The organism is Agathobaculum sp. Marseille-P7918, from assembly GCF_964248325.1.
GTDB lineage: Bacteria > Bacillota > Clostridia > Oscillospirales > Butyricicoccaceae > Agathobaculum.
This window is the reverse complement of the sequence record NZ_CAXTXI010000002.1, coordinates 348,326-373,527: the sequence shown is the minus strand read 5'-3', so window position 1 is coordinate 373,527 and position 25,202 is coordinate 348,326. Positions and strand designations below refer to the sequence as shown.

27 protein-coding genes are annotated in these 25,202 nt (G+C 52.3%); 12 read left to right on the top strand and 15 right to left on the bottom strand.

All coding sequences use genetic code 11. From position 1 onward, the window contains the following. Positions 1 to 97: 97 nt before the first annotated feature. Together acrB and ACESSO_RS05205 are read right to left on the bottom strand one after the other, a co-directional pair. On the bottom strand, positions 98 to 898 hold the full coding sequence (gene acrB, locus ACESSO_RS05210; RefSeq protein WP_373163977.1) for an acryloyl-CoA reductase electron transfer subunit gamma: 801 nt from the start codon (positions 896 to 898) through the stop codon (positions 98 to 100). Between the two features lie 21 nt (positions 899 to 919). After that, positions 920 to 2,062 (bottom strand): acyl-CoA dehydrogenase, encoded by a 1,143-nt coding sequence (locus ACESSO_RS05205; protein WP_373163976.1) that lies wholly within the window; start codon positions 2,060 to 2,062, stop codon positions 920 to 922. A 430-nt stretch (positions 2,063 to 2,492) separates the two neighbouring features. On the opposite strand from ACESSO_RS05205, the gene ACESSO_RS05200 reads away from it, so the two are divergent. The 3 genes from ACESSO_RS05200 to ACESSO_RS05190 are packed head-to-tail and all read left to right on the top strand — an operon-like array spanning position 2,493 to position 4,363. Beyond that, positions 2,493 to 3,005, top strand: a complete 513-nt coding sequence (locus tag ACESSO_RS05200; RefSeq protein ID WP_373163975.1) for a flavodoxin family protein — start codon at positions 2,493 to 2,495, stop codon at positions 3,003 to 3,005. Continuing rightward, on the top strand, positions 2,993 to 3,598 hold the full coding sequence (locus ACESSO_RS05195; RefSeq protein ID WP_373163974.1) for a hypothetical protein: 606 nt from the start codon (positions 2,993 to 2,995) through the stop codon (positions 3,596 to 3,598). Before ACESSO_RS05200 ends, ACESSO_RS05195 begins: the two co-directional genes overlap by 13 nt. Before the next feature lie 18 nt (positions 3,599 to 3,616). Next, the gene (locus tag ACESSO_RS05190; RefSeq protein WP_373163973.1) at positions 3,617 to 4,363 is read left to right on the top strand and encodes a M15 family metallopeptidase; all 747 of its coding nucleotides are present in this window, start codon (positions 3,617 to 3,619) and stop codon (positions 4,361 to 4,363) included. A gap of 288 nt (positions 4,364 to 4,651) precedes the next feature. Here the strand turns inward: ACESSO_RS05190 and ACESSO_RS05185 are convergent, their stop codons facing one another. From ACESSO_RS05185 to ACESSO_RS05145, 9 genes are all read right to left on the bottom strand, one after another. After that, entirely contained in the window at positions 4,652 to 7,036 is a 2,385-nt protein-coding gene (locus ACESSO_RS05185) for a phosphoketolase (RefSeq protein ID WP_373163972.1), read from the bottom strand. Between the two features lie 232 nt (positions 7,037 to 7,268). Next, on the bottom strand, positions 7,269 to 7,670 hold the full coding sequence (atpC, locus tag ACESSO_RS05180; RefSeq protein WP_373163971.1) for an ATP synthase F1 subunit epsilon: 402 nt from the start codon (positions 7,668 to 7,670) through the stop codon (positions 7,269 to 7,271). After that, positions 7,670 to 9,067 (bottom strand): F0F1 ATP synthase subunit beta, encoded by a 1,398-nt coding sequence (atpD, locus tag ACESSO_RS05175; protein WP_373163970.1) that lies wholly within the window; start codon positions 9,065 to 9,067, stop codon positions 7,670 to 7,672. The genes atpC and atpD overlap by 1 nt, the downstream gene beginning before the upstream one ends. Positions 9,068 to 9,083: 16 nt before the next feature. Beyond that, entirely contained in the window at positions 9,084 to 10,037 is a 954-nt protein-coding gene (atpG, locus tag ACESSO_RS05170) for an ATP synthase F1 subunit gamma (protein ID WP_373163969.1), read from the bottom strand. Next, positions 10,025 to 11,533 carry a F0F1 ATP synthase subunit alpha gene (gene atpA, locus ACESSO_RS05165; protein WP_373163968.1) on the bottom strand — a complete coding sequence of 503 codons (1,509 nt, stop codon included), beginning with the start codon at positions 11,531 to 11,533 and terminating at the stop codon, positions 10,025 to 10,027. The genes atpG and atpA overlap by 13 nt, the downstream gene beginning before the upstream one ends. Before the next feature lie 6 nt (positions 11,534 to 11,539). Then, positions 11,540 to 12,055, bottom strand: coding sequence for an ATP synthase F1 subunit delta (gene atpH, locus ACESSO_RS05160; protein ID WP_373163967.1), 516 nt, complete (start codon positions 12,053 to 12,055; stop codon positions 11,540 to 11,542). After that, a complete protein-coding gene (gene atpF, locus ACESSO_RS05155; RefSeq protein ID WP_373163966.1) occupies positions 12,052 to 12,543 on the bottom strand; it encodes a F0F1 ATP synthase subunit B in 492 nt (163 codons plus the stop codon). Before atpF ends, atpH begins: the two co-directional genes overlap by 4 nt. Positions 12,544 to 12,559: 16 nt before the next feature. Next, positions 12,560 to 12,775 carry an ATP synthase F0 subunit C gene (atpE, locus tag ACESSO_RS05150; RefSeq protein ID WP_373163965.1) on the bottom strand — a complete coding sequence of 72 codons (216 nt, stop codon included), beginning with the start codon at positions 12,773 to 12,775 and terminating at the stop codon, positions 12,560 to 12,562. Positions 12,776 to 12,811: 36 nt separating this feature from the next. Further along, a complete protein-coding gene (locus ACESSO_RS05145) occupies positions 12,812 to 13,498 on the bottom strand; it encodes a F0F1 ATP synthase subunit A (RefSeq protein ID WP_373163964.1) in 687 nt (228 codons plus the stop codon). A 193-nt stretch (positions 13,499 to 13,691) separates the two neighbouring features. Here ACESSO_RS05145 and ACESSO_RS05140 point away from each other — a divergent pair, with 193 nt between their 5' ends. Then, complete coding sequence (locus ACESSO_RS05140; RefSeq protein ID WP_373163995.1) at positions 13,692 to 15,302, top strand: ATP-binding protein; 1,611 nt, start codon at positions 13,692 to 13,694, stop codon at positions 15,300 to 15,302. A 17-nt stretch (positions 15,303 to 15,319) separates the two neighbouring features. Further along, entirely contained in the window at positions 15,320 to 16,012 is a 693-nt protein-coding gene (locus ACESSO_RS05135) for a response regulator (RefSeq protein ID WP_373163963.1), read from the top strand. A 276-nt stretch (positions 16,013 to 16,288) separates the two neighbouring features. On the opposite strand, the gene ACESSO_RS05130 is transcribed toward ACESSO_RS05135, so the two are convergent. Continuing rightward, positions 16,289 to 18,202, bottom strand: a complete 1,914-nt coding sequence (locus ACESSO_RS05130) for a stalk domain-containing protein (protein WP_373163962.1) — start codon at positions 18,200 to 18,202, stop codon at positions 16,289 to 16,291. Between the two features lie 336 nt (positions 18,203 to 18,538). After that, complete coding sequence (locus ACESSO_RS05125) at positions 18,539 to 19,579, bottom strand: LacI family DNA-binding transcriptional regulator (RefSeq protein WP_373163960.1); 1,041 nt, start codon at positions 19,577 to 19,579, stop codon at positions 18,539 to 18,541. Between the two features lie 470 nt (positions 19,580 to 20,049). On the opposite strand from ACESSO_RS05125, the gene ACESSO_RS05120 reads away from it, so the two are divergent. The 5 genes from ACESSO_RS05120 (at position 20,050) to ACESSO_RS05100 (ending at position 21,724) form a co-directional block, all read left to right on the top strand. Next, a complete protein-coding gene (locus ACESSO_RS05120; RefSeq protein WP_373163959.1) occupies positions 20,050 to 20,190 on the top strand; it encodes a hypothetical protein in 141 nt (46 codons plus the stop codon). Next, positions 20,187 to 20,369, top strand: coding sequence for a hypothetical protein (locus ACESSO_RS05115; RefSeq protein WP_373163958.1), 183 nt, complete (start codon positions 20,187 to 20,189; stop codon positions 20,367 to 20,369). The genes ACESSO_RS05120 and ACESSO_RS05115 overlap by 4 nt, the downstream gene beginning before the upstream one ends. Beyond that, on the top strand, positions 20,370 to 20,573 hold the full coding sequence (locus ACESSO_RS05110) for a hypothetical protein (protein ID WP_373163957.1): 204 nt from the start codon (positions 20,370 to 20,372) through the stop codon (positions 20,571 to 20,573). Positions 20,574 to 20,613: 40 nt separating this feature from the next. Then, entirely contained in the window at positions 20,614 to 20,856 is a 243-nt protein-coding gene (locus ACESSO_RS05105; protein WP_373163956.1) for a Gfo/Idh/MocA family oxidoreductase, read from the top strand. Between the two features lie 79 nt (positions 20,857 to 20,935). Beyond that, positions 20,936 to 21,724 (top strand): TIM barrel protein, encoded by a 789-nt coding sequence (locus tag ACESSO_RS05100; protein ID WP_373163955.1) that lies wholly within the window; start codon positions 20,936 to 20,938, stop codon positions 21,722 to 21,724. Between the two features lie 186 nt (positions 21,725 to 21,910). Here ACESSO_RS05100 and ACESSO_RS05095 read toward each other — a convergent pair whose 3' ends face one another. Both ACESSO_RS05095 and ACESSO_RS05090 read right to left on the bottom strand, forming a co-directional pair. Continuing rightward, the gene (locus tag ACESSO_RS05095; RefSeq protein ID WP_373163953.1) at positions 21,911 to 22,087 is read right to left on the bottom strand and encodes a DUF6744 family protein; all 177 of its coding nucleotides are present in this window, start codon (positions 22,085 to 22,087) and stop codon (positions 21,911 to 21,913) included. Between the two features lie 14 nt (positions 22,088 to 22,101). Next, entirely contained in the window at positions 22,102 to 22,311 is a 210-nt protein-coding gene (locus ACESSO_RS05090; protein WP_373163952.1) for a hypothetical protein, read from the bottom strand. Positions 22,312 to 22,609: 298 nt separating this feature from the next. Here ACESSO_RS05090 and ACESSO_RS05085 point away from each other — a divergent pair, with 298 nt between their 5' ends. Both ACESSO_RS05085 and ACESSO_RS05080 read left to right on the top strand, forming a co-directional pair. Beyond that, a complete protein-coding gene (locus ACESSO_RS05085) occupies positions 22,610 to 23,809 on the top strand; it encodes a glycoside hydrolase family 5 protein (RefSeq protein ID WP_373163951.1) in 1,200 nt (399 codons plus the stop codon). Between the two features lie 18 nt (positions 23,810 to 23,827). After that, positions 23,828 to 25,195, top strand: a complete 1,368-nt coding sequence (locus tag ACESSO_RS05080) for an MFS transporter (RefSeq protein ID WP_373163950.1) — start codon at positions 23,828 to 23,830, stop codon at positions 25,193 to 25,195. The last annotated feature ends 7 nt before the right edge of the window (positions 25,196 to 25,202 follow it).

The following is a 25,202-nucleotide window of genomic DNA, read 5'->3' as shown; positions in this document are numbered from 1 at the left end:
GCTTGCCCTGGCGCTGCTCACAGAATACCCATACGCCGGAAAAATCGGCGAGGTTGGTGTTATTGAATTCAGCCATTGTTCATTATTCCCCTTTCAGTTAAATGATGTGCTTCTTCTGAAGCTCGCCAACCAGCTCCTGGCAGGTAGACATATCGGCGCCTTCCAGCATCTTGCCCTGGCCCTTCTGCGGGGGCGTAAAGGACTTGAAGATGTTGGTGGGAGAACCCTTCAGGCCGATGGTAGCCGGGTCGATCAGCGGATCATCCTTCAAGGTGTTGTAGTCGTAAACTTCAACCGGCTTATTGTAGCAGGACATAATGCCCTTGATGGACATATAGCGGGGAACATTCAGCTCCTTGATGCAGGTCAGCAGGCAGGGAGTATGGGTCTGGATGGTCATATAGCCGTCCTCGAGCATACGCTTAACGGTGACGGTGTTGCCTTCCTTCTTGATATCGGCAGCGTAGGAGATCTGCGGGATATCGAGCTTCTCCGCGATCTGAGAGCCTACCTGCGCGGTGTCGCCGTCGATAGCCTGACGGCCGCAGAATACGATATCATCATCCTCGATGCCGATCTTCTTGATGGCAGCGGCGAGGATTTGGGAGGTGGCAAAGGTATCCGAGCCGCCGAACTCACGGGCAGAAACCAGAACGGCTTCATCTGCACCCATTGCGAGCAGCTCGCGGAGCATGCTCTGCGCCGGAGCCGGACCCATGGTAACAACGACGACCTTACAGCCGGTTGCATCCTTGAGCTTGAGAGCTGCTTCTACTGCGTTCTTATCGTCCGGGTTGATGATGGTGGCCATGGATGCACGGTTCAGGGTGCCGTCGGGATTGACCGCAACCTTGCCGGAGGTATCCGGAACCTGCTTTACACAAACGATTGCTTTCATGTTCTGTTTTCCTCCTATTCCTTACTTGCCGAGAATGTTGCCGGAGATAACGACGCGCTGGATTTCGCTCGTACCTTCGTAGATCTCGGTGATCTTGGCGTCACGCATCATGCGCTCAACCGGGTAATCCTTGGTGTAGCCGTAGCCGCCGTGAATCTGAACTGCCTTGGTGGTGATCTTCATGGCTGCTTCGGAAGCGAACAGCTTGGCGGTTGCTGCATCAACCGTAAACGGCTTGCCTTCAGTCTTGAGGGAAGCGGCCTTGTAGGTCAGCAGACGGGCAGCTTCAATGGCAACGTGCATATCGGCAAAGACGAACTGGGTGTTCTGGAACTTGGCGATCGGACGGCCGAACTGCTCACGGGTCTTGGCAAAGTTGATGGATTCTTCCATTGCGCCTTCGGAAATGCCGAGCGCCTGAGCAGCGATGCCGATACGGCCGCCGTCGAGCGTCTGCATAGCGATCTTGAAGCCCTTGCCTTCCTGACCGAGCAGGTTTTCCTTCGGCACGATGCAGTCGGTGAACACGATTTCCGCCGTGGGCGAGCCGTGCAGGCCGAGCTTTTCCTCGTGCTTGCCGACAGAGAATCCCGGGAACGAGCTTTCTACAATGAATGCAGAAATGCCGCGGGTGCCCTTGGTCTTATCAGTCATGGCGAATACAACGAAAACATCCGCAACATAACCGTTGGTGATGAAGATCTTGGAACCGTTCAGGACATAATGGTCGCCCTCGAGAACTGCGGTGCAGGTGCCCTTGGCAGCATCCGAACCGGCATCCGGCTCGGTCAGTGCAAACGCGCCTACCTTATGGCCTTCGGTCAGCATGCGCAGGTACTTTTCCTTCTGCGCGGGCGTGCCGTGCTGAATGATCGGGCCGCAGCACAGGCCGTTGTGGGTGGCGAGAATGTCGCCGGTGGAAGCGCACTGCTTGCTCAGCTCTTCGATGGCGATGGCGGAGCAAAGGTCGTCCGCGCCGGCGCCGCCGAACTCTTCCGGCACGATCATGCCCATAACGCCCAAATCGAACAGCTTTTCGATGGTCTCACGGGGATAAGTAGAGGTTTTGTCGGTTTCCGCAGCGATGGGCTTGACTTCGTTCTCGGTGAAGTCTTGCATCATCTGGCGAACCAGTTCCTGTTCACGGGTCAGATGGAAATCCATGTTCAAGTCTCCTTTTGTGATGGAAATTTATTGCCGATGCCGACGGAGAGCCGGCGTTCCGCCATATTCAGAGGTGCCGTGTTATACGGCAGGAAAAGACCAAGCCATCCGCAACAGAAAGGATAACAGATGGTTTGGTTTCGGTCTTTTTTTGTATATATTTTTGTTAAGTTTTGTTTTCGACTATCAATATACCACACAGAAAATCATGCGTCAATTGTCAAAATTGACGGAATAAAACAATAAATTTGTTAAATTATAAGTATGTTTTGGTCAGTGTTGTGTAACTTTGTGAGGGAAGAGGGTGCTGTGTTGGGCAATATATGAAAAAGCAGAGGCTGCAATGGAGAAAAATGTGCATATCAAATCGGCAGGAAATATGATATAATAAAACACACTAAATAAGTATGAATGAAAACAGGAGAGAAGCATGAATCTGATTTTGAGTGACAGGCCGCTTTGCCTGCCGGAAACAGACCGCGGCGATACGGAGTGCATTGACCTGTCAAAACTGCATATTTCAAACTGTGTCGGCTGCTTCGGGTGCTGGACGAAAACGCCCGGAAAATGTGTCATTCGAGACGATGCCGTGCAGGTCTATCCTCGCATTGCGCAAAGCGACCGGGTGGTGTACGTCAGCAGAGTGAAGTATGGAAGCTATGATACGACGATGAAAACCATGCTGGAGCGGGCAATTCCGGTGCAGCAGGCATTCATTCGCCTGTTGCACAGCGAAACGCATCATGTGCAGCGGAATGTCAGGCCCAAGCAGGCGATAATCATCGGTTACGGCGACCTGTCGGAGGAAGAAAAGGATATTTTCCGGCAGTTGGTTGCACGCAATGCAAACAATATGAGCTTTGCAAGCTGGCGTGTGGTGTTTGTACCGGAAGAGGAAGTGGAGCAAGCGGTTCAAAGCGAGGTGCAGTCATGGGAAAAATAATGCTGATAAACGCGAGTCCGCGGGCACCGAAATCCAATTCCAAGCAGTACGCCGAGATGTTTGCCAAGATGTGTCAGGCAGAGACGGCGTATTTCGCCGTTTCCCGAAACAACCACAGAGAGCTGTGTCAGGCCATGGAGGATTTTTCAGATGTGCTGCTGGTGTTTCCGCTCTACGCGGATGGCCTGCCGGTGACACTGATGCATTTTCTAAAGACGCTGGAGCAAAATGAACCACGGCGGAAACCGCGCGTTTCCGTTCTCATCAACTGTGGATTTATGGAGCCGGAGCAGAATGATATCGCGGTGCAGATGGTACGGCTGTTTTGCAGGCAGAACGGCTATCCGTTCGGCTCGGTTCTGAAAATCGGGAGCGGCGAGGCAATTCTGTCCACGCCGTTTCGGATTCTGGTGCGTGCCAAAATGAAAAAGCTGGCTGCCGCTATTGCTGCGGGAAAGTCACAGACATGGAAGGTCACCATGCCGATTTCCAAAAACATGTTTCTCCGCGCGTCCACCGTTTATTGGACGAATTATGGAAAGCGCAACGGGATTACAAAAGAACAGATGCAAAGCATGCAGATTGAAGAATAAGCGGAGGGGGGAGAGTCGATGAAGTATCGGTATTGGTTAGCAGCAGCGCTGTTGCTGACTACGCTGTCAGGCTGCACCATTCCGGCGGAGGAGCAAACTGCCTTGCCGGAAGAGTCGGCACATATTGCAGCGGCGGAGAATGAGATGCCGTCGGCGGTTGAAACTCCTGAGGCAATAGAGGATGACATACAAACGGCAGATCTGCCGGACCCGCCGCAGGACGCGCAGGCTTTTGTCCGCGTGCAGGACTATATTCCGGATATCGCGGTCGATTTGCGATACGCTACTACAAATAACTTTACCGGCAAGGTGATTTACGCCTATGACGATGCATGGCTGCGCTATGCTACGGTCAGCAAGCTGTCCGATGCGCAGGAGCAACTCAAGGCACAAGGCTACCGGCTTTGTATCTGGGATGCATTTCGTTCGGCCCATTCGCAGCAGACCCTGTGGGAGACCTATCCGGACGGTAACTATGTCGCCAATCCTGCCAACGGCTATTCAGGGCATACCCGTGGAGACACGGTTGACGTAACACTGGTGACACTGGAAGGGGAGACGGTAGAGATGCCGTCTGGATTTGATGATTTTACCGCGCTGGCAGATCAAAATTATGAAGATGTTTCCGCGGCCGCAGGCGAACATGCGATGCTGCTGGAATCGGTGATGGAATCCTGTGGATTTTCCGGATACGATAAGGAATGGTGGCATTACAGTGACAACGACCGCGCGCAGCCCGCACCAGACTTTGAGCCGGCGGCATAAGTCGATGCAAGGCGGCTCAAATTGACAGAAATAATAAAGAGGATTTTCCTTCACGAAATCATGGCGATGCGTTTTGTTATGAACGCATCGCCATTTTTACAGGAGGACTGGCTGTTTTCGCTGTTATTTTGTCCGATCTATTGACTTGTTTGGCTATAAAAAAGCCAGCAGCACGCTGGAAAGCGTGCTGCTGGTATCAACTATTTTTTATTGTCTGCCTGACGGGTACCACTTGAATGCTGCGGTACGCCCTTTTAGGTTTTCTGCAAGCATAGCTTAAGTGAGCAATCAGTTATCCCATTTCCAGTCGCGAATCTCAGGCATATCGATTCCGTATTCTGTGATGTACTGCTTGTGCTCAACCAGCTTGTCGCTCATTTTCTGATACAGATAAGCGCCACGATTGCCAAGCTGAGGCAGGCGCAGCATTGCATCCTGTACCAGATGGAAACGGTCGATATCATTCTGCACACGCATATCAAACGGAGTCGTGATCGTGCCTTCCTCCTTATAGCCGCGTACATGCAGATGACGATTGTGACGGCGGTAGGTCAGTTCATGCACCAAAGTCGGATAACCGTGGAAAGCAAAAATAATTGGCTTATCCTTGGTAAACAGCATGTCATATTCTGCGTCGGTCAGACCATGCGGATGCTCTGTGGCAGGCTGCAGTTTCATCAGGTCCACCACATTGATGACACGAACCTTGACCTCCGGCAACTCCTTGCGCAGAATGGATACAGCCGCAAGGGTTTCCAGCGTCGGGGTTTCGCCGCAGCAAGCCATTACGATATCCGGCTCGGCCCCCTGATCGTTCGAAGCCCAATCCCAGATGCCGATACCCTGCGTGCAGTGTTTCACGGCTTGTTCCATCGTCAGCCATTGCGGCCGCGGATGTTTGCTGGCAACAATTACATTGACATAGTTGCGGCTCTTGATGCAGTGATCAAAGCAGCTGAGCAGGCAGTTCGCATCCGGCGGCAGATACAGACGCACAACATCCGCCTTCTTGTTTGCGATATGATCCAGGAAGCCCGGATCCTGATGGGTAAAGCCATTGTGATCCTGCTGCCATACGTTAGACGCCAAGATGAGGTTGAGTGAAGCGATCTTCTGTCTCCAGGGAAGCTGATTGCATACCTTGAGCCACTTGGCGTGCTGTGCCGCCATCGAATCGATGATACGGATAAATGCTTCATAGCTGGCAAAGAAGCCATGACGGCCCGTCAGCAGATAGCCTTCCAGCCAGCCCTCGCACATATGCTCAGAAAGCATACCATCCATTACGCGGCCGTCTGCTGCCAGAAATTCATCCGTGTCCAATTTCTCTGCGTTCCAATCACGGTTCGTGACCTCAAAAATATGAGACAGACGGTTGGACATGGTTTCATCCGGTCCAAATGCGCGGAAATTGCGGCTGCTCTCGTTGAGCTTGAATACATCCCGCACATAGGCGCCCAGTTCGATCATATCCTGTCCTTCGACAGCGCCAGGCGCCGGGACGTTAAATGCATAATCCCGGAAATCCGGCAGACGCAGATCGCGCAGCAGCAGTCCGCCATTGGCATGTGGATTGGCGCCGATTCGATGGTTGCCCTTGGGTGCAAGCTCACGCAGTTCCGGAATCAAACGGCCGTTTTCGTCAAACAGCTCCTCCGGGTGATAGCTGTGCAGCCAGTCGTTCAGGATCTGCAGGTGCTCGGGCTTATCCATCATGATCGGCACCTGATGCGCGCGGAAACTGCCTTCGATCTGCTGGCCATCCACATTTTTGGGACCGGTCCAGCCCTTCGGTGTGCGCAGTACGATCATCGGCCAAACAGGGCGTGTTGCGTCGCCGGTCTCACGGGCATGCTTCTGGATCGCAAGGATTTCCTCCACTACCTGATCGAGGGTTTCGGCCATCTTTTTGTGCATCGTCATCGGGTCGTCGCCCTCGACAAAATAGGGTTTCCAACCGCAGCCCTCAAAATACTTCTGCAGTTCCTCATGTGAGATGCGGGAGAAAATAGTCGGATTGGAAATCTTATATCCGTTCAAATGCAGAATCGGCAGCACCGCGCCATCGGTAATCGGGTTGAGGAACTTGTTGGACTGCCACGAGGTCGCCAGCGGTCCCGTCTCCGCCTCGCCGTCGCCAACCGTAACGGCTGCAATCAGATCCGGATTATCAAATACTGCGCCAAAGGCGTGTGCAATGGAGTAGCCCAGTTCGCCGCCTTCATTGATCGAACCCGGCGTTTCCGGCGCTACGTGGCTGGCAATACCGCCCGGGAAAGAGAACTGCTTGAAAAGGCGCTTCATTCCCTCGGTATCCTCGCTCACATTCGGATAAACCTCGCTGTATGTTCCTTCCAGATAAGTATTGGCAACAAAGAAGTTTCCACCATGTCCCGGTCCGGACAGCAGGATCAAATCCAAGTCATATCGCTTGATGGCGCGATTGAGGTGGACATATACAAAGTTCTGCCCCGGTACGGTGCCCCAATGTCCAACAATCTTCTTTTTGATCTGATCCATGGTGAGAGGTGCTCGCAGAAGCGGATTATCCAGAAGATAGAGCTGGCCTGCTGCCAAGTAATTGGCTGCGCGCCAATATGCGTCCATCTTATGCAATAACTCGTCCGTCAATGCGCCTTTTTCCTCGCATACAGCGTGGGTGTTATCTTCCATTTTTGAATGCTCCTTTCTTACCTACAAGGCCCTTTTGCTTTCGCTTTTATTGTATACCACTGTAGAGCAGTCAGCCAGATTTTTATGATTGAAAAATCAACAATGTTTTAGAGCTTAAAATTCTCATTTTTATTCATTGTGAATAATTTCACAATATCTGGTTTGAATGTGTCCTGACGTCACAAATTCCTGTTGATTCTCTGCAAACCACAGGTTGATGCCAAAAGCTTTTTTACTTGGGCCGCGCGCGCAAACGTGCCATGGCACGGGCAAGCGCTGCCTTGGAGAGATGGTATTCGCGCACGCTTTGGTGCTGGCGCAGCCGCTCCTCAGCACGCTCCTTCGCGCGTTCGGCCCGTGCATGGTCGATCTCGTCGGGGCGCTCGGCGCTTGACACCAAAAGAATCGTATAATCCGGCATAATTTCGGCAAGCCCGTCGCTGACTACGACTTCCTGCCAAACGCCGTTCACCTGAAAGCGGGCGATGCCCGGCTCAATCGCAGTGACGACTGGCTCATGACCGGGCTGCACACCGTACGCGCCGTCAATCGCAGGTATCACCAGTCCCTCAGCGGGACCGACATAAAACTGCTTTTCCGGCGTAATAATTTCCAAATAAAACAGGTTATCCATTAAACCGCCCCTTGCGTGCGCGCTTTTTCACGGACCTCGTCCACGGTGCCGACCATGGCAAAGGCAGACTCGGGATACTCGTCCAGTTCGCCGCCCAGCAATGCTTCAAAGCCGCTCAATGTCTCTTCCAGCTTTACGTAGCGTCCTTCCAGACCGGTAAAGGGCTCAGCCACAAAGAATGGCTGCGAGAAGTACTGCTGCATGCGGCGTGCGCGGTCTACCGTCTTGCGGTCATCCGCGCTGAGTTCTTCCATGCCCAGAATGGCAATGATGTCCTGCAGCTCACGATAGCGCTGCAAAAGCTCCTGCGCGCCGCGCGCCACCGTATAATGCCGGTTGCCGAGTACATCCGGCTCCAGAATACGGGAAGTGGATTCCAGCGGATCGACTGCGGGATAAATACCCTGTTCTGCAATCTTACGCGACAGCACGGTCGTTGCATCCAGATGCGAGAAGGTGGTGGCCGGTGCGGGGTCAGTCAGGTCGTCCGCAGGGACATAGACTGCCTGCACCGAGGTGATCGCGCCGTCACGGGTCGAGGTAATGCGTTCCTGCAGCGCGCCGACCTCGTCTGCCAGCGTCGGCTGATAGCCAACCGCGCTCGGCATACGGCCCATCAGGGCCGAAACCTCGGAGCCTGCCTGCACATACCGGAAAATGTTGTCGATAAACAGCAGCACATTCTGTTTCTGACAGTCACGGAAATATTCCGCCATGGTAAGGCCGGTCAGCGCAACGCGCATACGCGCGCCGGGAGACTCGTTCATCTGACCGAAAATCAGGGCGGTCTTGTTCAAAACGCCCGATTCGCCCATCTCGCGCCACAGATCGTTGCCTTCGCGCGTACGCTCGCCCACGCCGGTAAAAATTGAATAGCCGCCGTGTTCGGTAGCAATGTTGTGAATCAGCTCCTGAATCAGGACGGTTTTGCCGACACCTGCGCCGCCGAACAGGCCGATTTTGCCGCCGCGTGCATACGGCGCCAGCAGGTCAATAACCTTGATGCCGGTTTCCAGAATCTCAGTGGTGGGATTTTGTTGCTCGAAGGGCGGGGGATCGCGATGGATTGACCAACGCTCCGAAGTATCTACTGCGCCCTTTTCGTCGATCGGATCGCCCAGTACATTGAACATGCGTCCAAGCGTACCTTCGCCGACCGGAACGCTGATCGGATGCCCGGTAGCGTTCACCTTGTCGCCCCGGCCAAGTCCTTCACTGGGCGAAAGCATGATGCAGCGGACTGTATCGCCGCCGATGTGCTGCGCAACCTCCATCGTCCGTTTCTCGTCTCCCACTGTAACGGAGAGAGCTTCATTTATTTCAGGCAGGCGGCCGCCGTCAAATTCCACATCAACGACCGGGCCGGCCACCCGCACTATGATGCCTGTTTGCTCCATATTGTTTCCTCGCTTTCTATGCGCGACTGCCATCCGCTAGGAAGCGAATTACGCGCGTCGGCTTTTGCTGCCGGTGCTGCGGCAGGTCGTTCTCTTTGGTTTGGGCGCCGCCTACAATTTCGGTAATTTCCTGCGTAATGGCTGCTTGGCGCGCACGATTATAGCGCAGTGAAAGCGTCTTGAGCATATCACGCGCATTATCGGTTGAGGTGTCCATCGCCGTCATACGGGCGTTCTGCTCTGAGCAGAATGACTCGACTAGCGCACCGAACAGCGTGCCCTTGACATAGGCAGGTACAACTTGGCTGAGCACCCGGTCAGCCGAGGGCACATAGGTAACCGTCTGCCGGTATGGACCGGCCTCGCTCTGCCGCGGTTCCCATTGGAAGGCGTCGATATCCAGCGGCAGCAGCTTGCGCACCTTGGGCTCAAGCCGTACCGGCGAGACCATTTCGGTATAGACCACATAGACCTCGTCAAGCTCCCGTGTACGGAATAATCGAATAAAAGTATCGGCAATATCACGTGCCCGCGATACGGTCGGATCCTGTGCAGTATACATAAACTCGCCGTCAATCGGGATGTTGCGCGCTGCAAAATAACTGCGCCCCGTCTGTCCTATCAAGAAAAGAGTCGGATGCGCGACTTTCGCCAAGTGTTCCTCGGCCAGACGCAGGACATTGTGATTATAAGCGCCAGCCAGTCCCTTGTCTCCGGTAATAACGATAAAGCCTACTTTGTGCTCAGCTACATCTGCCCGCTTGTCAAAGTAGATGTGTTCAATTTCAGGCGAACGATGCAGAATATCTGAGATCGTGGATGTGATCTTCAAAAAGTACGGCTCTACGCTATTCAGTTGCTGCCGCGCCTTGCGCAGCTTGGAGGACGAGATCAGATACATTGCATTTGTGATCTTAAGCGTCTGCTGTACGCTGTTGATGTGCGTGCGGATTTCTTTTATTCCTGCCATGCCGCACCCACCTGCTTTTTATATGCCTCCAGCGCTTCGCGGATCTGCTCTGCCGCCGTGCCGGTCAGGGTGCCGGTGGACTGGATCTCACCCGTCAGAGTCTCGGGCAGGCTGTCTGCAAAATCGTGGACAAACTGGTTGACACGATCAAGAGGAATATCGGAAAGCAGGCCGCTCGTTGCAACGTACAGGATAACTGCCTGCTGCCATACCTGCAGCGGGTGGCAGAGCGGCTGTTTCAAAATCTCCATCAGGTGTTTGCCGTGGGCAAGCGTCCGGCGGGTATCCTTATCCAAATCCGAACTGAATTGGGTGAATACTTCAAGCTCGCGGAAACGAGCCAAGTCGATACGCAGAGTACCGGCTGTTTTCTTGACTGCCTTGGTCTGTGCAGCACCACCCACACGGGAAACCGACAGACCAACGTTGACTGCCGGGCGCTGACCCGCAAAGAACAGATCGTTTTCCAGATAAATCTGTCCATCCGTGATTGAAATGACATTGGTAGGAATGTAAGCGGAAACGTCGCCCGCCTGCGTTTCAATAATCGGCAGCGCGGTCATCGAGCCGCCGCCGTATTTTTCGGTCAGATGGCAGGCGCGCTCGAGCAGACGAGAATGCAGATAGAATACATCGCCCGGATACGCCTCGCGACCCGGCGAGCGGCGCAGCAGCAGCGACAGGGTTCGGTAGGCGACTGCATGCTTGGTCAGGTCGTCGTAGACAATCAGCACGTCTCGGCCTTTTTCCATAAAATATTCGCCGATCGCCGCTCCCGCATAAGGCGCAATGTACTGCTGCGGCGCAGAATCGGCTGCGGTTGCTGAAAGAATAATGCTGTATTCCAGCGCGCCGTGTTTTTCCAGCGTGCCGCGCAGCTTAGCGACCGTGGACGCCTTCTGGCCAATCGCAACATAGATGCAGATCACGTTCTGGCCCTTTTGGTTCAGGATTGCATCCACAGCGATCGAAGTCTTGCCGGTCTGCCGGTCGCCAATGATCAATTCACGCTGTCCGCGGCCGATCGGCACCATCGCATCGATTGCCAGAATACCGGTTTGCAGCGGCTGATTGACCGGCTCACGTGTGACAACGCCCGGTGCTTCGCGTTCGATTGGGCGTGTCTCAGTACAGGCGATCGGTCCCAGACCGTCAATCGGCTCACCCAGAGCGTTGACCGTTCGGCCGAGCATTGCATCACCGACCGGCACATCTGCCGCGCGACCGGTGCGACGAACCTGAGAGCCTTCATGCAGCCCGGTCTCGCTGCCGAGAAGGACAACGCCTACGCTGTCGCGCTCCAGCCCGAGCACGACGCCGCGCACCCCGGTTTCAAATTCCACCAGCTCGCCGTATACTGCGCGACCCAGACCGTAAACAGTTGCGATTCCGTCGCCGATTTCGAGAACCGTGCCGGTTTCATCCCGGCGGGTACGGTTATCATATTGTTCAATCTCCTCGCGGAGAATGGATATAATTTCATCAGAATGGTTCAACAATTTTCACCCCTTTTGCAGGCTTTGTGCCAGTGCGTGAAGCTGCCCGCCTACACTTTTATCATAGGTAACGCCGTCCAGTTCGGCGACAAAACCGCCCAGCACCGCCGGGTCGATTATAATTTCCATCGTCATTGCCTGATAGCCATGCCTGCGGCACAGCAGCCGTGCCAGTTCGCTCAGCTGCGCATCATCCAGTTCTCGTGCGCAGCGCAGCGTGCACAGGCCTTCCTTGTTTGCATGCAGTTCCAGCAGGCGATATGCCTTCACGATTTCAGGAAGCAGTTGCATCCGGCCTTTTTCCGCCAGCATTTTGTAGAAATGCTGCAGTTTATCGTGTTCGGTAAAGTCCGGGAGACGGTCGAGAACGGCGTGCTTTTCCCGGACTTCCACCGCCGGGCTGCATAGCGCTTCCCACAGCGGTGCACAACCGGTCAGATAATCTGCGGTTCGCCGCAGCTCCTCCAGCGTACAGCCGGACTCCCGCAGCGCAGCAGCATAGCGGGCCGCCACCGTGCTCATAACGCGTCACCCGCTTCCTCCTGCAGGAAAGAATCCAGCATGGTGCGATCCGTATCTGCATCCAGACGGCATTGAGAAACCTTGGCCGTAGTCAGCAGCACCAGTGCCGCAATCTGCTTTTTGGCGTCCGCCAGCATAGCCGCGCGGTCTGCTTCACGCTGCTGCGCGGCCTGCGCATTGAGCCGCTGTACGGCCTGCTCGGCCTCGGCAATGCGGCGCGCATATTCTCTCTCCCCGCGTTGCTTGGCAGCGGCAATGATGCGCGCCGCCTCCTCCTGGGTCTGCGCCAGCTGACGGTCGGATTCCGCCTTGCGCTGTTCGGCATCGGCCAGACGGTTTTCCGCCTGGTCGATGGTATCAGACACGCCTTGCGCCCGCTCATCCAGCATTTTGGTAACCGGCCCGAAAAGGAATTTCTTCATCAGCAGGAACAGAACCAGCAGATTGACGAATACCCATATGATTTGAGCGTTCAGATTCAGGATCATCCGATAACGCCCCCGATCAGCCCATGAAGATGAGCAGGATACCAATCAGGAAGCCGTAAATCGCAGTCGCCTCAGCCAGTGCACAGCCGAGAATCAGATTCTTGCTGATCTGGCCGGCAGATTCCGGCTGCCGTGCGATTGCTTCAGAAGATTTGCCCGTAGCAAAACCAATACCGATACCCGCGCCAAGACCAGTCAGAACTGCGATACCCGCGCCAATTGCAATACCCATTTTTATTTCCTCCTAATTTTTGTTGCCCAAAGTTGTTTACTCGATTGATTCCGCAAGGAATAGCGTTGTCAAAAAGACAAACACAATCGCCTGAATCATGCCGTCAAACACGTCAAAATACAGACTGAACGGAATCGGTATGATGGCCGGAACGGCCAGCTTGATGAGCTCCATGATAACAAAGCCCGCGAAAATGTTGCCGAACAGACGCATACAAAGCGACAATGGACGGATGCCGATCTCCATAATGTTGAGCGGCGCCACAATTGCCACCGGCTCACCGAACTTTTTCAGCCCGCCGCCCAATCCGTGATAACGGAATTGCGCGCCGTAGATTAACACTGCACTCATCAGCGCCAAACCGGCTGTGACGTTCAGGTCCTTTGTCGGCGGAGCAACGCCGAACAGGCCGGACACATTCGCCAGAGCCAGATACAGGCCGACTGTGCCCAGATACGGCGCGAATGTGCGCCAGTGGGTTTCGCCGAGCGAATCGCGGCAAAAGTTGTTGATAAAACCAACCAGCATCTCTGCGGCCATCTGTCGTCGTCCGGGCTTTTTGCGCATCCCATGCGTCAGCCAGATTGCTGCGAGCGTGAGCACAAGCATGATCGCCCATGTAACGACTGCGGATTCCGGTACCGGTATTCCGCCGAACAGTGGGATTTCAAATGCCGTATGTGTTTGCAGCTGCGCATTGAGTTCCGCTTTGATTGCCTCCAACAGGTATCCCCCCTTTTTATTTTTCAACTTTGTGACCTATTATAGCGACAGAAATGTGAAATCGTTCCCTTACGAAAGTAAAAAAAACAAAATGCGCAAAATGCCGGTTTCTGTCGCTTGCGCCTGATTTAATTTGATGCGTTTCGCCAATTATGTTATGATAGAGAAAAACGAAAAAGGAGGGGGAGTGTTGATGGAATGCAGCACCCCATCTGTGCAGTTATATGGGCAAATTCGAAGGATTTTGGTGGTCTGCATCGGTGTTACAATGCTGCTGGCCTTTAGTGCGAGCCTGTGGATCAGCTTGAAGCAGGACGCTAAAGTGCGCGATCAGGCGCTTTTGAGCGCGGTTCAGGTGGCGGCAGGCACGTCCTTGCTGATGGAAAATGACAATATGGATAGGCTGCAGGAATATGTAGAGCACACGGTGCGCGAGGTCCCTGCAATTGACGTTTTCGCTGTCTATGATGCTGCGGGCAATCCAACCGCGTTTTATGATCTTGACTCGAACTCAAGCGAACTGTCCGGACTGCCGTCGCTGAGCGAGGATATTCTCTCTTATTTTCGAACGGGGGGAACAACGCTGCTGTATAACCATGAAGCTCCCGCTAATGCAGATCGGTGTGCATACGCTGCGATTTATGATAGCAGCGGCCAAGTGAGCGGTTTTGCAATGGCGGCTATCTATATGCGCTCCATTCATCAAACCGTGTTGAGCACTCTCATGCTGCATCTGATCATCGCCATCGCTGCGCTGATGCTCGGCAATCTGCTCAGCCTGCGCCTGACCAGGCACATCAAGCAGGAGCTGCTTGGATACGAACCGGATGCCTTCCGCCGCCTGTTTCTGCAGCGCAGCGATATTCTGAACGCGCTGGATGAGGGACTTCTTGCCATTGACCTGACCGGACGCATCACTTATCTCAACCGGGCTGCGGCCGATATGCTGAAGACAACACAGCAGGACGCACTTGGCCAACTGCTCAGCACGTTCTATCCCCGTTCTACCATCGCGCGCGTAATGAAGACCGGCTGCGCAGAGTATAACGTCAGTCTGGAATCGATTAAACATATTGCTGTCCTCTCGGACCGTATCCCGCTTTGGCGCAATGGAAAAATTGAGGGCGCAGTTGCGATTTTCCGCAACCGAACAGAGGTTATTCAGCTGGCACAGGATCTGACCGGTGTACGCCACATCTTGGAAGCACTGCGCTCCTATACGCATGAATTCACCAATAAGCTTCATGTGATCCTTGGCCTGCTGCAGCTTGGTGAGATAAAACAAGCAGAGGACTATGTACTGCAAATCACGCAAACCCGCGCGCAGTCCATCAGCTTTATCTCGGACCGAATCCATGAGCCTTCTATCGCTGCGCTTTTGATTGGCAAAGCCTATCGCGCAGCGGAACTTGGCATCCGGTTTGTGCTCACGCCATCCAGCCATCTCGGCGTGGATAATCGGTATATGCCTGCTGGCGGATTGGTGACTGTCATTGGAAATCTTACGGAAAATGCATTTGATGCACTAAGGAATGTACCGGATTCTGCGCCTCGCGAGATCACCGTCAGCATCCAGGATGGCGAACACGGCCTGTTGATCAGCGTAGACGATACCGGTCCCGGCATGTCTCCTGAAACTGTTCAGCGCATCTTTAAGCGAGGCTATTCCACCAAGGGGAATGGACATGGCACCGGCCTGTCTCTGGTACAGGATATGATTTCGTCCTATCATGGCGCCATCCGGGTCGAATCCGAACCCGGGGCTGGAACTTCGTTTATCATTACCGTCATCGACCCCTATTGAAAAGAGCAGGAGGCATTATGTATACCGCCGTAATTATTGAAGATGATCCTATTATCACTCGCCTAAATGCACGCTATATCGATCAGGATCATCGTTTTACTGTTGTTAAAACCTTTTCTTCAGCCAACCCTGCGCTGGTTTATTTGCAGAATCATGCGGTTGATTTGATTGTGCTGGATGTTTTCATGCCGCAGATGAACGGATCCGAGCTGCTGCATATCCTCCGGGTGAAAGGAGTGAATGCGGATGTTATTATGGTTACTTCCGCAAACGATGCAGAAACTGTTCAGACAATGATGCGGCTGGGGGTAATCGACTATTTGGTCAAGCCGTTTGCATATGAGCGCTTTCAGCTGGCGCTGGAGCACTTTTGCCAACGACGTGAGGCGATACAAAACGGTACCATTAATCAGGGATTGCTGGATCGCGCGCTGTTTTCCGATACCCATGGCAATCTTTCTGCAGTTTCTTCCACACCGCCGAAAGGACTGCAAGCCCAAACGCTCGAGCGAATCAAACGTTATCTCCGATCCAAACCTGAAGAAAAGCATACCAGTGATGATATTGCGTCGCACGTTGGCCTGTCGGTTGTTACTGTGCGCCGCTATATGAACTACCTGTCAGAACAGAATATCGTCGAAAGCGAAATGGATTACAGTACCGGCGGCCGCCCGTGTATTGTGTACCGCAGTCTGCCGGAGCCGGGATAGCCGTCTATATATGATTGACCGGCGAGTCGTGATGGGAGCTTTGGAAGAAAGTCCTGCTATTGCGAATCGGATGCATTTTATATCAAGAAAAAGCAGAAGGGCTTGCTGCCTGTGTTTTACAGACAGCAAGCCCTTTCGGCTGCTTGAACAATGCTTTCTTGATAATATTGTCTAACTTTTTAGGGTCACTTCAAATACCGCCGAATCAAAAAACTCAGACAACATGTTGTTGCCCCCTGCAATATCAATATCCTGATGTATGGATCAGGAACAGCTTTATTTTACCGATTGTATCTCGCGCAGCATGATGCTGCCGGAAGGCCGATCGAAAGTCAGTGTTACTTGTGTGATCTGTCCCAGATTTACGCCGTCAAAATCTTTCGGGTTCAACCGAACAGTTCCCAAAGGCGTGAACGTGCTGTACTGGAACAGGTCCTCTTGTCCGGTTATTGGGATGCTTTCTACTGTGCCCTCTTGCCAAGTAAGGGCTGGAGTCCCTGCCTCTACCTGCACGGAGGCATTCTGACCGTTTTCGTCCCGCAGCGTCACGGTCATGCTTTGATCCTGTTGGCGGTTGCGTTCATCGCCACTGTCTTGCGCCAGATCAATTTGCAAATAGGATGCCTGTCTCAGATCTGCCGATACCGGGATGGTAACGGAGGCCCCAGCTTTCTCCCAGCGCACACGAGTCAAGTCATATTGCATAAAGCTGCCCGGAATGCGGAAAGAGCCTGCGGTGTGGTCCAGTGTGCTGCAGGCATTCACTGATTCGGCCACGGTATCGGTGGTTTTCAGATTCGCTATAGAATCCGTCGCGGCCCAATACAGCACATCACCGCTGGCATCTACCCGAGCCATAATGGGGCAGCCAGCGTATTGTTCCGGCAAAGAAGCAAATGTCTCCAATGGCGTTTTTCCAGTTTCCAATACAGTTTCAACAAAATCCATGACATAAGTGCTGAAAAATGCTCGCTGCTCCTCTGGTTTCATTACCAGCGGCAGCGTATCAAGGTCTGCAAAAGGATCAGGGCGTACCAGAGCTGTACTAAACCCACCATGGTTGCCGTTTTCCAGATAGATGAGATCTGTTCCGCTGGTGCGCTGCGGAGTGTTTTCCAGTTGATCAAACAGCGTGCCGCCATCCAGACTTTTTACATCCCCGTCATACTGAGGAATAATAATGCCAACCGGTACATTCGCAGGAGCACCAGACAGCGGGCTTACTATCGACGGCGCCGCCGAAATAAGGCCCTGAATGCCAAGTATCTCAGTCTGGTTCATTACTTCAAAAATATCATAGCCTGCGCGGGAATGGCCTACCAGAATCACCTGATTCAAGTCGCCCTTGTTTTTCAAGTTGCAGGGGAAGATACCCTCTTTACCTTCCATCGCGTGTTTTAAGAGCGCACTTTGCTGTTCCACTACTTGCACCGTGCGTTGGCAACCGTTCGGTTCACCGCTTTCGAAGGAGTAGTTAATGCCCACGTTCATCGAGAGAGCCAGATATCCGGCATCTGCCAGTTGATCGACCAAATAGGAAAAGCCCAGATCATAGCGATTTTCCGCGGCTGATCGAATGGGGTGTGAGCCGTGCAGGATGATCACGACCGGATGGTTCTCTCCCTCCGGCACACCGATGACACCCTGCATTCGGTAGGGGATTTCCCGGCTTCCCTGAGTAAGAGTTCCTTCTCCCAAATCATAGCAGTATACATTATCACGAGGCGCTTCGGTGGTGACGATCGCGGCATTGGTAGCACCATCCCAATCTGCTGTAATGTCTTTCACATAATCAAACAGATCCGCCGATACATACGTAACCCCGTTTTTCACTACAATTTTAGGATCTGTCCAGAGAACAGCATTATCTTGTGTCAGCGTACCGGTTGCAAGGGAGAGCAGATATGCTTCTGCATCGTTTTTGGAAAAAACAGCGCTTTTGGTTTTTGTATCCCAATTGACTGTGTATCCTGCCTGCTCCAGAATGTTGCGCAAGGGCAGCAGTACTGTCCCGTCCATATACTGGGGCATGGCCCCTTGCTTTACCGATTGGCCGTCTACCAGCAGTTGGGTCGGATAGTCCGACAGATCCGGCAATGGGTCCAGCGCGGGCTCGAATGCGTGTACAGGTGTGCTAAAGATTAAAATTGCTGCAACAGTGCATGCTAAAAAACAATGCATTTTTTTCATCAAGCACCCTCCTTTGTATCGTTTTGACGGGAATCAATTAGGTTATCAACAGGCTGTAAGGCAACTGTAATATCATCGAGTCTTACCAGTGCCGAACACCAAACCTTTATTTGATAATAGGACGAGAGGATGCGTGGAATAGTTCCGTATCACGTCTGTAAACTTTCTTTTTCGGGGATGGAAAGCGACCGGAACAAATCGAATGATTTACAAGCAATATCCGGTGCAGTTCGAAGCAAAAAGATATGTATCTGGTTATTACACCAAAATAGTTGCACTGAACGCAAGAATGCGTTTCCTTACGGGGAAACGCATTCTTTTTATACAAATCAAACATCAATCAATGTTTTGCGAACAGATGATGGAAATACGAGTAGAAAGCTGATCCTCCTGCGGTCGATTCCCTTTATGCAACAACTCTCGAAGCAGGATAAGCGGCAAGTAACCCTGTCGAACCATATCCTGCGTGATGGTGAAATCTAGGCTGCCCTCCTGCAACAATAACTTGGTGCGAGCAGATACATCATGTGCAATTACATGCACCCGTCCAACCGCACCTGCCTGCCGCAACGCATCCGTACAGCCGGTCACGCTGCGGTTGACCATATAGATCGCCGCAAGGTCTGGCTTATTTTCCAGCGCCTGCCGAACCTTGTCGCAGGTCAGACGATAATTGTTGTACGTCTCGGTGATTTCGATCTGAACAGCGGAAAAGCCCAACTCATGCATGCGCGCACAGAACCCATCCAATCGCGTTCGATGGCCATGGTATTCCAAATTGCCTACCATGGCAAGAATGTGTGCACCGTGTGGCACGCATTTACTGAGCAATTCGGCGGCGATTCGCCCGCTTTTGGCATAATCCTGCCCGACAAAGCACAATCGCTTGCTGTCTGGCAAATCGGAATTAAACGTGATACACGGAATGCCTCGTTTGGCCAGCTCTCTGACCTTAGACTCAATAACAATATCGTTCAGTGCACACAGCGCAATACCCTGCGCCCCCCAACTCGCCAAAGCGTCCAGATGCTCGATGCACTCGATCGGCAGATCAGTTTCACAGACACAAACGCGAATCTCAACATGATACGGTGTCAACTCGCTGCGAGCCTTCGCAATCCCTTCGCTTATCTCGTTTTTGAAGCTGCCTGTCCAGTTAGGCAATACTACGCCCAACCGCAGCGGCGGAAAGCTATCCGGTTGCTCAATCGGCTGCGTTTGTCGTGGCGGCACATATCCGGTCTCCTTAATGGCGCGCAGGATGCGCTCACGTACCTCAGCGCGGACATAAGAACGATTATTAATCACACGATCTACCGTACCGCGTGAAACGCCTGCCCGCTCAGCAACGGTCTGAATGGTCACTCGATTGCTCATAAGAATCCCTACTTGTGTTTGCTGAAATATGAATGCACTTATTATAGCACAGATTCTGTGTTTTTCGCAATTGCTCTGTGTCATTCTGCTTCACTTTGTCCAAATATGTGCTTTTGCACATATCGTTAAAATCAAGGATTCAATGTAAACTTCACAAATTGCAGAACAATACAGCTAATTACATGCAAAAACGCAAATGCAAAATGTAATTCGTGTAGTTTTTTGTTGTAAAAGACAGACAAGAATCAGCAGAAAAGTTCTACACTTCAGGAAAACATAACTTTAAGGCTCTCTTTCTCTACTTTTGAAAATAATTATCTATTTATTTTAACTTAATCCAAAAAGTCATTTCAGTATCATATGCTTTTCAACGAGACTGGTTGTTGACAGTGTCTGCATAATTCGATACAATGAGCACGCAAATAGCACATGGCACATATGTGCACATAAAAAGAGAAAGGATGAATCACATGACAACCAAGAGACTGTTTGCTGCATTGCTGGCAGGTGCGTTCGCACTCAGCCTGACCGCTTGCTCGGAAGAGAGTGCCGCAACGGATGACAATGCATCCGGCAGCGAGGCCGCTCAGGGCCCATTGAGATCAGCATGATTCTCAAGACCAATGCATCCGAGTTCTGGCAGATTATTCAGGCCGGTGCGGAAGCCTACGAAAAGGAACATCCCGATCTGGTCAAGCTGTCTATCAAGGGTCCTCCGGGAGAAACCTTTTATGAGGAGCAGCTGAACATGCTCACCACAGATCTTTCAGTCGATTCTTACGACGGCTAGTTGATTGCTCCGCTGCAATCCGAAGCGATTGCTACTGCAATTGCCAACACCGATAAATCGGTCGTTGCTTTCGACACGAATATTGACTCGGATAAGTGCTTGAGCTTTATCGGCACCGGCAACAAAGAGGCTGCCAAGGAAGGCGCAAAGGCGGCCGTAGCAAGCTGCTCAGGCAGCCGGCTGGGAAGAGATCAAATGCATTGAGATTGCCGGTGTACAGGGCGACGCAACCAACACCGCCCGTATGGAAGGCTACCGCGAAGGCATCACCGTGCTGTCCACGGTGCACGGTGTGGCGTACAAGGTCATGTGGGACCGATACACCGGCGCATTTGTGGCCGAGATACAGGCATTTGCCGACGCGGTTGTCAATAACAAGGAAGCCCCGGTTACCGGCGAAGATGGTCTGTATCCGGTTCTGATGGCGGCTGCGGCCACCAAGTCCCTGCACGAGGACCGTCCGGTCAAAATTTCCGAAATTGAATAATTGAACTGCGGGCGGTATGATGGTATTGGTAAATACCATCACCACCCGCTCACTATCCATCAGGAGGAGACTTATCACAATGGCACTGAGAAAATGCGCGTGCATTGACACGCTGTACACCGAACTGGACTGGCTGGACCGTTTTCAGGCCGCCAAGGACGACGGCTTTGAAGCCGTCGAGTTCTGGGACTGGCGCATCCGCGATCTGGACGCGACCCGTGCCGCCGCGGAAAAGGCAGGCATAGCCATTTCAGGCTTTAACGGCGATGCGGACTATTCGCTCGTCGATCCGACCCATAAGCAAAAATACATCGACTATCTCAAACAGTCGATCGCCGCCGCGAAAAAGGTCGGCGCTGCCAGCGTGACCATTCACTCCAACGCGCTCGGCGAAGGCGGCATCGTGGTGAACCATTACAACAACCTGTCGCACACGGTCAAGCTGTGCTCGATGTACGACATATTGCTCGACTGCGCCAAGCTCGCGGAGACCGAGGGCATCAACCTCAATCTGGAGGCGCTTAACATCACAACCGATCACGTCGGCAACTTCCTCGCGACCACCCAGATGGGCGCGGAGATCGTTCGCCTGATCGGCTCGCCGCGGCTCAAACTGCTGTATGACGTATACCATATGCAGATCAACGAGGGCTGCATCTGCGACACGATCACCAAGTACGGCGATACGTTCGGCCACATCCATGTGGCGGACGCGCCCGGCCGTCACGAACCGGGTACGGGCGAGATCAACTACAAAAAGGTGATCTCCCACCTCGAGACCTGCGGCTACACCGGCCGCGTCGGCTACGAGCTGTTCCCGCTGACCGACACCAAGACTGCCGTTAATGCAATCATGGAAAACGCGTGAACGTAGAACCGCGATAAGAAAAAGCTGTCCTTTCGGACAGCTTTCAGTCTGTCGAGAAAAAAGGTGGCTGTTACAGCCACCTTTTTTCGTTTGTTTTATGCTGCTCTCAGCATCCGAATCCCATCGCCCGAATCTGCAATTCCTGCGAATACAGCTGCAAGGAATCGAATTCTGCGTCGGTTTCACTCAGCTTCTTTCTGAACAGCGCCTCATAGCGCTGTTTTTTTGTTTCAGATCGTCAATGCGTCGGATCCAGCGCTCCATGATAGACGGACTCTGGCGACCGCTGTCGATCAGATACATGGCACGCTCCTGATACTCCTGTGTCTCGCGGCGCACAAGCGTATAGAATTCGCAAGCCATCTTTTTGCGCTGCTTTAGGTGGTCGTAGCGCTCGCCGAGGAACCGCTTTTCGCTCCGCGCGCCGCCATAAAGCTGTATGTACGGCGGGTTTCGGTGCGGATGTGAAACGCACCAGCGGCGGCGCCAAGCTGTGCGGTGTACGTCGCGGTGTTATGCAGTCCGGCTTCTTCTTGACTTGAATTGCTTGCCGACTGTGCTTCTTCCGTTACCGCCTGTGCTCCCACATCACCGAGCTCCACCGGCGGCGCGCTAATTTCCGCACAAAAAAGACCATACAGCTTGTTATGCAATTTTGCTTAAGGAGCATTATAAAAATGGTTTTGAACGTAATTCTTTTAGGGATCCTGTATTGGTTTATATATTATAAACAAAAAATGCTCTGTAGTTTTATTTATTTTATAAGAAAATGTCAGTCATCATTCATTTATGACATCATTCTTACTATCTTGATATAATCTCGGATTGCACATCAGTATACTTTTCTCAAGGTGGAACACAAAAAACGAAAGAGGAAAGAATGTCATGAAAAAAATCAACGGTGTAAACCTGGGTAACTGGTTGGTGTTGGAAAAGTGGATGAGTCCTGCACTGTTTTACGGAAGCACTGCGGAAGATGAATACTACTTGTCCTACCAATTGTCTCCGCAGATGCTGGAAATGAGGCTTAAAATTCATCGCAGTGAGTATATCTCTGAACGGGATTTCGCGTACATTGCCCAACTGGGGCTCAACAGTGTACGGATTCCTATTCCGTACTTCATTTTTGGTGATCGTCCGCCCTTTGTGGGGGGTATCGACGAATTAGATAAAGCCTTTAATTGGGCGGAAAAGTACGGGCTTACGATCTTGCTTGATTTGCATACCGTTCCCATGAGCCAGAATGGCTTTGATAATGGAGGCATTTCCGGCGTATGCAAATGGAGTCAGATTCCAGAGGAAGTGGACTTCGTTTTGGATCTTTTAGAGCGGTTAGCGCAGCGTTATGGAAAGCGGCAGGGGCTGTTGGGGATTGAGCCGCTCAATGAGCCGCTTACGGATGCTGTATGGGACACTTATGATATTTCCAACCGTTATCCGCCTGTGGATGCAGAGCTTGCCAAAGGAAGCGCCCCCATCACCTTGGAATTTCTCTATGACTTTTATGCGAAAGCCTATGAACGCATTCGCAAACATATGGACGCGGATAAGTATGTGGTCTTTCATGATGGATTCCAGCTGCATGCATGGAAAGACTTCTTCCAGAATGGGAATTTTCATAATGTCATTTTGGACACACATCAATATCTGATGGTTGCCGAAGCGATGGGCTGTGAACAGACTTTGGAGGGGTATCTGGCCTATATCCAGAACCACTATGCTACGGAAATTGCGCAGGTACAGGAGTATGTGGATGTCATCTGCGGCGAGTGGAGCTTATTCAATTCGTTGGCTGTAGGCATAGATACCAAGGGTGGACAGTCCGTCCTTAACGGCATGGACTTTTCTCAGCAAGACCATCGTCTTTCTGATGCAAGTCGCAGGCAGCTCTACCGTGCGATCGCACAGGCGCAACTGGATGCATGGAACAGCGGGAGCGGGCACTACTACTGGAATTATAAACTGCTTTTGGATCCTACTAACGACACCAACTGGTATGGCTGGGATTGCTGGGACTTTGGAAAAAGCGTCGCAGAAGGCTGGTTTCCGGTCGACGGCATTGAAAGCTGCGTGCAAAAAAATTAAAGGAATGAGGGGAAAACTATGGAAAAAGAAAGATTGACTTTCCGTAAAGTGCTTGAACGCTTCTCTTATGGATGCGGTGACTTTGGTTGTAACATTATCTACACCGCCATGTCGGTATACCTCATGTTCTATTATACCGATTATGCCGGGGTGAGCAGTGCGGCTGTGGGCGTAATCATGCTCATATCCAGAGTGTTTGACGGCATCAGCGACATTATCATGGGTGTTATCGTAGACCGCACAAAATCCCGCTTCGGTAAGGCAAGACCGTGGCTGCTGCGGATGTGCATCCCCTTTGCGGTGTCGGGCGTGCTGCTGTTCTCCGTGCCGACAACCTGGCCCTCTGCCGCCAAGCTGGTGTACGTATTTATTACATACAATCTGGTTTCCACCATAATCTATACGGCTATCAATGTTCCTTATTCCGCCCTGAATGCTCTGATGACACAGGACCCTTATGAACGATCCGTCCTGAGTATTTTCCGCAATCTGCTGGCTACCGCTGGAACGCTGGTTATCAATACATTTACTCTCCCTTTGGTGGAGATGTTTGGCAACAACGCTTCCGCATGGACCAAAGCCTTTGTGTTATTCGGCGCCCTCTCTGTTGTGGCATTCCTCATTAACTTCTTTGGAACCACGGAGCGTGTTCGTCCTGCTGTGAAGGATGGTAAAGTGGAAGATGTCCCGTTTGCGAAAGGCGTAAAGGCGTTGTTCCAGAATAAGTATTGGATTATGATCACGGGGATGCTCGCGCTTTTCTTCTTAATGTACTCTGTCAACGGAGGTGCGACGGTTTATTACGCAAAGGATATTCTTGGCGATAAGGATTTGGTGGCAACCATTAACGGGATTTTCAATGTGGTTCAGATCGTGAGCATGTTCTTCATCGCCATGCTGGTCAAACGGTTTGCTAAGCGAAACGTATTTGCCCTTGGGCTCGTTTTTGACATCGTGGGCATGCTGGTGCTGAATTATTCTGGGGGTGCAATGAACCTGATCGTGGTCTCCAGTGTGATTCGTGGCATTGGTAACGCCTGCGGTGGTGCAACGATGTGGGCGATGGTATCGGATACCATTGATTATGGTGAGTGGAAAACTGGCTATCGAACCGAAGGTCTCGTAAACAGTGCTTGCAGCTTCGGATATAAGATCGGCAACGGCATTGGCTCCGCCCTTTTGGGTCTCATTTTGGAGCTGGGTGGCTATGTGGGCGAAGCGGCAGTGCAGACTGCGAAGGCGCTTGTGTCCATCGAGATTTGCTTCGTTTGGATACCCATTGTTGTATATGTGTGTGGACTTATCATTATGAAGTTCTGGCATCTTGACAAAGAGTTCAGCGGTATTATTGCCGACCTGCAAAAGAGAGCAAAAGGGAACGTGTAAAAGGAGG

Bases quoted from the DNA above. Each gene is read 5' to 3' on its own strand.
- acrB (WP_373163977.1), bottom strand. From the start codon at position 898: ATGAAAGCAATCGTTTGTGTAAAGCAGGTTCCGGATACCTCCGGCAAG.
- ACESSO_RS05205 (WP_373163976.1), bottom strand. From the start codon at position 2,062: ATGGATTTCCATCTGACCCGTGAACAGGAACTGGTTCGCCAGATGATG.
- ACESSO_RS05200 (WP_373163975.1), top strand. From the start codon at position 2,493: ATGAATCTGATTTTGAGTGACAGGCCGCTTTGCCTGCCGGAAACAGAC.
- ACESSO_RS05195 (WP_373163974.1), top strand. From the start codon at position 2,993: ATGGGAAAAATAATGCTGATAAACGCGAGTCCGCGGGCACCGAAATCC.
- ACESSO_RS05190 (WP_373163973.1), top strand. From the start codon at position 3,617: ATGAAGTATCGGTATTGGTTAGCAGCAGCGCTGTTGCTGACTACGCTG.
- ACESSO_RS05185 (WP_373163972.1), bottom strand. From the start codon at position 7,036: ATGGAAGATAACACCCACGCTGTATGCGAGGAAAAAGGCGCATTGACG.
- atpC (WP_373163971.1), bottom strand. From the start codon at position 7,670: ATGGATAACCTGTTTTATTTGGAAATTATTACGCCGGAAAAGCAGTTT.
- atpD (WP_373163970.1), bottom strand. From the start codon at position 9,067: ATGGAGCAAACAGGCATCATAGTGCGGGTGGCCGGCCCGGTCGTTGAT.
- atpG (WP_373163969.1), bottom strand. From the start codon at position 10,037: ATGGCAGGAATAAAAGAAATCCGCACGCACATCAACAGCGTACAGCAG.
- atpH (WP_373163967.1), bottom strand. From the start codon at position 12,055: ATGAGCACGGTGGCGGCCCGCTATGCTGCTGCGCTGCGGGAGTCCGGC.
- atpF (WP_373163966.1), bottom strand. From the start codon at position 12,543: ATGATCCTGAATCTGAACGCTCAAATCATATGGGTATTCGTCAATCTG.
- atpE (WP_373163965.1), bottom strand. From the start codon at position 12,775: ATGGGTATTGCAATTGGCGCGGGTATCGCAGTTCTGACTGGTCTTGGC.
- ACESSO_RS05140 (WP_373163995.1), top strand. From the start codon at position 13,692: ATGGAATGCAGCACCCCATCTGTGCAGTTATATGGGCAAATTCGAAGG.
- ACESSO_RS05135 (WP_373163963.1), top strand. From the start codon at position 15,320: ATGTATACCGCCGTAATTATTGAAGATGATCCTATTATCACTCGCCTA.
- ACESSO_RS05130 (WP_373163962.1), bottom strand. From the start codon at position 18,202: ATGAAAAAAATGCATTGTTTTTTAGCATGCACTGTTGCAGCAATTTTA.
- ACESSO_RS05125 (WP_373163960.1), bottom strand. From the start codon at position 19,579: ATGAGCAATCGAGTGACCATTCAGACCGTTGCTGAGCGGGCAGGCGTT.
- ACESSO_RS05120 (WP_373163959.1), top strand. From the start codon at position 20,050: ATGACAACCAAGAGACTGTTTGCTGCATTGCTGGCAGGTGCGTTCGCA.
- ACESSO_RS05115 (WP_373163958.1), top strand. From the start codon at position 20,187: ATGATTCTCAAGACCAATGCATCCGAGTTCTGGCAGATTATTCAGGCC.
- ACESSO_RS05105 (WP_373163956.1), top strand. From the start codon at position 20,614: ATGGAAGGCTACCGCGAAGGCATCACCGTGCTGTCCACGGTGCACGGT.
- ACESSO_RS05100 (WP_373163955.1), top strand. From the start codon at position 20,936: ATGGCACTGAGAAAATGCGCGTGCATTGACACGCTGTACACCGAACTG.
- ACESSO_RS05095 (WP_373163953.1), bottom strand. From the start codon at position 22,087: ATGGCTTGCGAATTCTATACGCTTGTGCGCCGCGAGACACAGGAGTAT.
- ACESSO_RS05085 (WP_373163951.1), top strand. From the start codon at position 22,610: ATGAAAAAAATCAACGGTGTAAACCTGGGTAACTGGTTGGTGTTGGAA.
- ACESSO_RS05080 (WP_373163950.1), top strand. From the start codon at position 23,828: ATGGAAAAAGAAAGATTGACTTTCCGTAAAGTGCTTGAACGCTTCTCT.